General features: G+C 40.4%; 5 protein-coding genes. All 5 read right to left on the bottom strand.

The window, feature by feature from the left end:
- On the bottom strand, positions 1-488 hold a 488-nt coding region (locus tag H5072_RS10620), incomplete at its 3' end, for a flagellar brake protein (RefSeq protein WP_182693507.1).
- A 45-nt stretch (positions 489-533) separates the two neighbouring features.
- The gene (locus H5072_RS10615) at positions 534-1,985 is read right to left on the bottom strand and encodes a TrkH family potassium uptake protein (protein WP_004335179.1); all 1,452 of its coding nucleotides are present in this window, start codon (positions 1,983-1,985) and stop codon (positions 534-536) included.
- A 96-nt stretch (positions 1,986-2,081) separates the two neighbouring features.
- Positions 2,082-2,696, bottom strand: coding sequence for a YigZ family protein (locus H5072_RS10610; protein WP_004335181.1), 615 nt, complete (start codon positions 2,694-2,696; stop codon positions 2,082-2,084).
- Positions 2,697-2,782: 86 nt separating this feature from the next.
- Entirely contained in the window at positions 2,783-4,105 is a 1,323-nt protein-coding gene (gene pepQ / locus H5072_RS10605; RefSeq protein WP_024597188.1) for a Xaa-Pro dipeptidase, read from the bottom strand.
- A gap of 310 nt (positions 4,106-4,415) precedes the next feature.
- Positions 4,416-5,560: transglycosylase SLT domain-containing protein (locus H5072_RS10600; RefSeq protein ID WP_182693506.1), on the bottom strand; the 1,145-nt coding region annotated here is incomplete at its 5' end.

Here is a 5,560-nt window from a genome sequence, read left to right as displayed (position 1 = left end):
GTGCATTGCATATCTTTAATACCTTCAGCTTGCTGATCGCCTCTAATATCAAACATTACACCAGTGAGTGAAATGTCCTTAATAAGGCCTTCAAGCACTCTATCGTCACTTAGTTTTAGCTTTGCAGGTAACAAGGTAGGTATGCGTGTTTGCGAGCGTAGCGCAAATAGCTGCACTTGCTTAGGAAAATTAATAAAGACGAGTTTAGCGGGATGAGAGGCTACTGACATAATTTGCTGGCGAAACGCAATAACTTGCCCGCCACTGCCTTCAATCAGTGCTCTTACAACAACCATTACACCATCACGTAAATAGTCACTCGCTGCAGGTAAACGCTTAGCATTGGGATAATTTAAAATAATAAACTGTTTATCGAGTAAACCAACTAATTCAGTTTTAACACGCTTACTGCTTGTAGGTGTTAATATTTCTAGGTCAACTAAACTGCCTACACCTATATGCTTTAGCTTTTCTAAATTTGTTGGCATATCCCTTTTTCCAATATTTTGTAATTTAAAACTTAAGCCGCTCGTTTATCCACGCCAAAAAGTAGGCGTAAATAACACTAATAAAGTAAATATTTCTAGGCGACCAAACACCATTGCAATAGTAAGCAACCATTTAGCACCATCGGTTATAGCACCATAATGCGACGCTACATCTCCTAAGCCAGGCCCTAAGTTATTTAAACAAGCCGCAGTGGCTGAGAACGCAGTTATGTTATCCATACCCGTGCCCATAAGCGCTAACATGATAATAATAAATACAAGCGCATATGCAGAGAAAAATCCCCACACGGCTTCTACTACTTTGTCTGGCAACGCCTTACGACCCAGCTTGATTGAATATATAGCCCGTGGGTGCACCAAACGATTAAGCTCACGCACACCCTGCAAGTACAGTAAGAACACGCGCACTACTTTCATACCACCACCGGTAGAGCCTGCACAGCCACCAATAAAGCTCGAAAATATAAGTAAAATAGGTAAAAACAAAGGCCATGTTGAAAAGTTATCAGTAGCAAAGCCTGCTGTTGTACTCATTGAAACAGCTTGAAATAACGCCTGATCGAGGGTTTCATCACCATTAGCAAATATTTCGTTAGAGGAAAGTACAGTAAAACAAATAACCACCAGCGCTAATTGAATACACAAAAACACCTTAAACTCTGGATCTCTAATATAAACTTGTATGTTTCGGCTCGCCACTGCGGCGTAATGCAGGGAGAAGTTAACAGCGGCAATAATTAAAAAGAACACACAAATAAAGTTAATTACAGGGCTGTCAAAGTGCCCCATGGAGGCGTCGTAAGTAGAAAAACCACCTATCGCCACCGTTGAGAATGCATGACATATAGCATCAAACCACTCCATTCCTGCAGCCCAATAAGCCAGCATACAAGTAATAGTCAACGACACATAAATATACCAAAGGTGCTTTGCAGTATCGGCAATTCGCGGGGTCATTTTAGAATCTTTTACAGGCCCTGGTATTTCAGCGCGGTACAACTGCATACCACCAACACCTAGCATAGGTAGTATAGCAACAGCGAGTACGATTATACCCATACCGCCAAACCACTGGAGTTGCTGGCGATAAAACAATACCGACTTGGGTAAATACTCAATACCGGTAAGCACCGTAGCGCCGGTGGTTGTTAAGCCAGAGAATGCTTCAAACACCGCATCGGCGAGCGATAAGTTCGGTTCTTGTAAAAAGATAAGCGGCAAGGACGCAAACGCCCCAAGTACCAGCCAAAACAAAACAACAATTAAAAAGCCTTCACGTGCTTTTAAATCACCGTTTTCATGGCGGTTTGGGTAATAAGCCATCATGCCAATAACAACACTAAAGATAAATGCTAAAACAAAAGGAACACCACCACCGTCTTTGTATATTAAAGACACCAGTGCCGGAGGCACCATGGTAATACTAAACAGCGCAACAAGTTGGCCAAGAATTTTTATGATGGTACGAAATTGCATTTAGCTTGTCGCTTTTATTATTAGTAAATTCAGGCTGAGTAGTATCAACCAAATTAAATAGGGTCAGTATGCATTATATGCAATTTGTGTAGGTTATTACTCTTTAATAGTTAACTCAACTGCGCCGTGACTTAAATCAAAAATATCTTTGATTGCTTGCTGAGCTTCACGGCTATCGATTGTAATCACCCACTCAATATTAGCAGTAAATTGCTTATCAATATTAAGCACTTGATACTTTGTTTTTAATAACTGCTCAATCGCGCCTTGCATGCTGTACTCACTACTCCCAGTAATTTCAACGCTGGGAACTTTAAGCACCGTTTGCAATTTTACTAGTGCATTATTTAATGAGCCACCATAAGCACGTACTAGCCCGCCGGTGCCTAATTTTATGCCGCCAAAATAACGTGTCACCACGGCAGTGATTTCGCCAAGGCCCGAACCCACCAGCACATTTAACATAGGTTTCCCCGCAGTGCCATTAGGTTCACCATCATCCGAAAAACCATAAACATGGCTGCCACCAGGATTGCCTGCCACATGTGCCCAGCAGTTATGACGTGCATCGCTATACTTTTCTTCAATGCTTTTAATAAATGTTTTTGCTGAATTTAAATCGGGGGTGTGTGCAATGTGGACTATAAACGTACTTTTTTTTATTTCTTCTTGATGAAAAACGTCAGCAGCAGGATATTTATATTCAGACATATTAAGAGCTCAATTAAAAATGGGGCCTAAAGGCCCCGTTCATATGCATATTTTAACGTTTATTCGCTAACTCGTCTTTATAGAAATTAATCGAGTTCTAAATTACGCGTCATATTCTCTAGGCTATCTTCGTGAACAATAATGTTATCTTCAATACGAATGCCGCCAAATGGTTTAAATGACTCTACCTTTTCCCAGTTAATAAACTGCTTATTATCGGTTTGCGCTAAATCACCAAGCAGTGAATCAATAAAGTATAAACCTGGCTCAATAGTAAACACTTGGTTTTTTTCGATCAGGCGAGTACAACGCAAGAACGGATGCCCTTCAGGCGATGGTTGATGTGTGCCCTTTTCGTCACTCATAAAACCGCCCATATCATGCACTTGTAAACCTAGGTGATGTCCTAGTCCATGCGGGAAGAAAGTAGATGTAATTTTACGCTCAACAATTTCCTCCGCGGGTAGGTTAACAATTTTAAAGTCACTAAGTATTTGTGCGATACGATTATGACATTCAACGTGTAAATCACCATAAAGCATACCCGGCTTTAAACCTTTACCTAACTCGATTTGTTGAACAGTCATCGCTTGCACAAGCTCAGCAAACTCACCCTGCTTTTTAAAATCATACGTACGAGTAATATCAGCAGCGTAACCATTAAAGTTTGCACCGGCATCAATTAAAAATGAGTTGTGGGTGTGTGGCACTTTTGGATCAAAGTGCGTGTAGTGCAAAATAGCGCAGTTTTCGTTAAGCGCAACAATGTTGCCGTACGGCATTTCATTTTCGCTTTGACGTGTCGCCATTAAGTACGCTTGCTGAATGTCGAACTCGCTACCACCATTAAAGAATGTATCGCGTGCAGCTTTATGCCCATCTACTGCAATGCGGTTAGCGTTGCGTAAACATTCAAGTTCGTACTGCGTTTTATAAGCGCGGTGGTAATGAAAATAGTTAAGTACAGGCTCAGGGTTCATAATACTAAAACCAAGAGCTTGCGCTACTTCAATGTATTCACCCATGTAAGCATATTTAGCTTTATCGTATGGTAATAACTTTTCTACTTGATCAGGCTGAAGTAGTAGCTCTATATCAAAGTACTCAGCCCAAAAGTCGCGAGGCTCGTCTGGTACTTTATGCCAAAAATCTACCGGGCGATAAAATATGAGTTTTGGCTTGTCGCTGCCATTTACCACAATCCAGCAATGAGGATTATCAATAACCGGTAACCATGCTTTAAACTGTGGATTAACTTTAAATGGATAATACATATCATCTAAAAACTGGCGCTTAGCTTGGCCTGAATGAATTACTAATCCTTCTAACCCTTCGCTATTACAAATTGTACGAGTACGCTGTTGCAGTGTTGCAATATGTTCGGCGTATAAAACGGCTAATTTATCCATTGTTAATCCATCTGTTAAATTTAACTTGCTATGAGTCTATCACTTATACCAATTGCATTAAATTAATGATCTATTATAGCGATAAGAAAATAGCTTAATAACAAGGCTAAAATTATGATACATAGTTGTTCTATATAAATAATTTTTAACGCAGTTATTGAGTTATTTAATACGCTAGAATGATCACGTTTTTAATAAAATTGGTATTACCCTCAGCGCTCAAAAAAGGGGGATATTTAACATGTAAACATCCCCCTTATTAATACCTATACCTATCGTGTTAAGTTATTGGTCGATTGGTATCATATATTCAACCGCCCATTTTCATTTCGAGTAGCGGCGCTAATACATTACCTTCTCGGCCCATTCTTGTATGGTAAACCTGCCTGTACGCAAATACATTTTTTACGTAATCGCGGGTTTCGCGATACGGAATAAGCTCTACCCATAACTCAGCCGGAATAGCGTCATCAGGTAACCAACGCTTTATACGGTGATAACCCGCATTATAAGAAGCCGTAGCCAGCACTTCATTACCATGGTTTTTCTTTTTTAAGTATTGTAAGTAACTCGTACCCAACCTAATATTTGTTTTAGGTTGATATAAACGACTACTTGTCACACTGCCTTTATTTACATACTCAGCAGTACTAGGTAATAACTGCATTAAACCACGCGCATTAGCATGCGAGCGTGCATCTGGTGCAAAAGAGCTTTCGCGCCTTGCAATAGCAATACTCCAAGCAACATCTATCTTGCTACGTTTACTGTAGCGCTCAAAAACATCTTGAAACGCAAACGGAAAACGTTGCTCTACATTATCCCATGCTTTAATTTTTGCTAAAGTAAAAATAGTACTGTCGTGCCAACCTAAATCGGTAGATAACTGTGATGCTGCCAGCTTTTCTTCATCGCTGGAGGTATCCGTTAAGTAATTCCATTCACGGCGCGCCGACGTAAAGCGCTCAATATCATAAAGTGCTTTTGCACGCTTAAAGCCTGGTGCATTACTCACTTTATCTACAAGTACCTTATCGACTGCTAAAGGCTGATTATTTAAATCAACGGGCAACCCCAAACGTGCTGCGGCTAAAAAGCCGTAATAATCACGATTAGCCGCTACTTTTTTCCAGATGTCGTCTGCTTTTTGTTGCTCGCCACGTTGTGCATAGCTATAAGCTAACCAATATTGCTGACCAAGACTTAAATTTTCTTTACCTGTAAAAAATGCAGCAATCCCTTCCCAATCTTGGGTTTTGAGCATATTGCCCAGTTGCCACTGAATAAGCTTGCTGTCTAGTCGCTCTTTTGGCACTTTATTTAGCCAAAAGCTCGCTTGTTTATGCCCGCTTGAAGCAAGTGACAATGCAAAGGTGTAATACACACCCGCTTTTTCCTCGTCACTGTACTTAAATATTTTTTCTAACTTTTCCCACGCCTTCAAAGCAAGCTCTT

The sequence above is a fragment of the Pseudoalteromonas sp. SR45-5 genome (assembly GCF_014163565.1).
Lineage (GTDB): Bacteria > Pseudomonadota > Gammaproteobacteria > Enterobacterales > Alteromonadaceae > Pseudoalteromonas > Pseudoalteromonas distincta.
This window is presented reverse-complemented; position numbering and strand designations above follow the sequence as displayed.

Bases quoted from the DNA above. Each gene is read 5' to 3' on its own strand.
- H5072_RS10615 (WP_004335179.1), bottom strand. From the start codon at position 1,985: ATGCAATTTCGTACCATCATAAAAATTCTTGGCCAACTTGTTGCGCTG.
- H5072_RS10610 (WP_004335181.1), bottom strand. From the start codon at position 2,696: ATGTCTGAATATAAATATCCTGCTGCTGACGTTTTTCATCAAGAAGAA.
- pepQ (WP_024597188.1), bottom strand. From the start codon at position 4,105: ATGGATAAATTAGCCGTTTTATACGCCGAACATATTGCAACACTGCAA.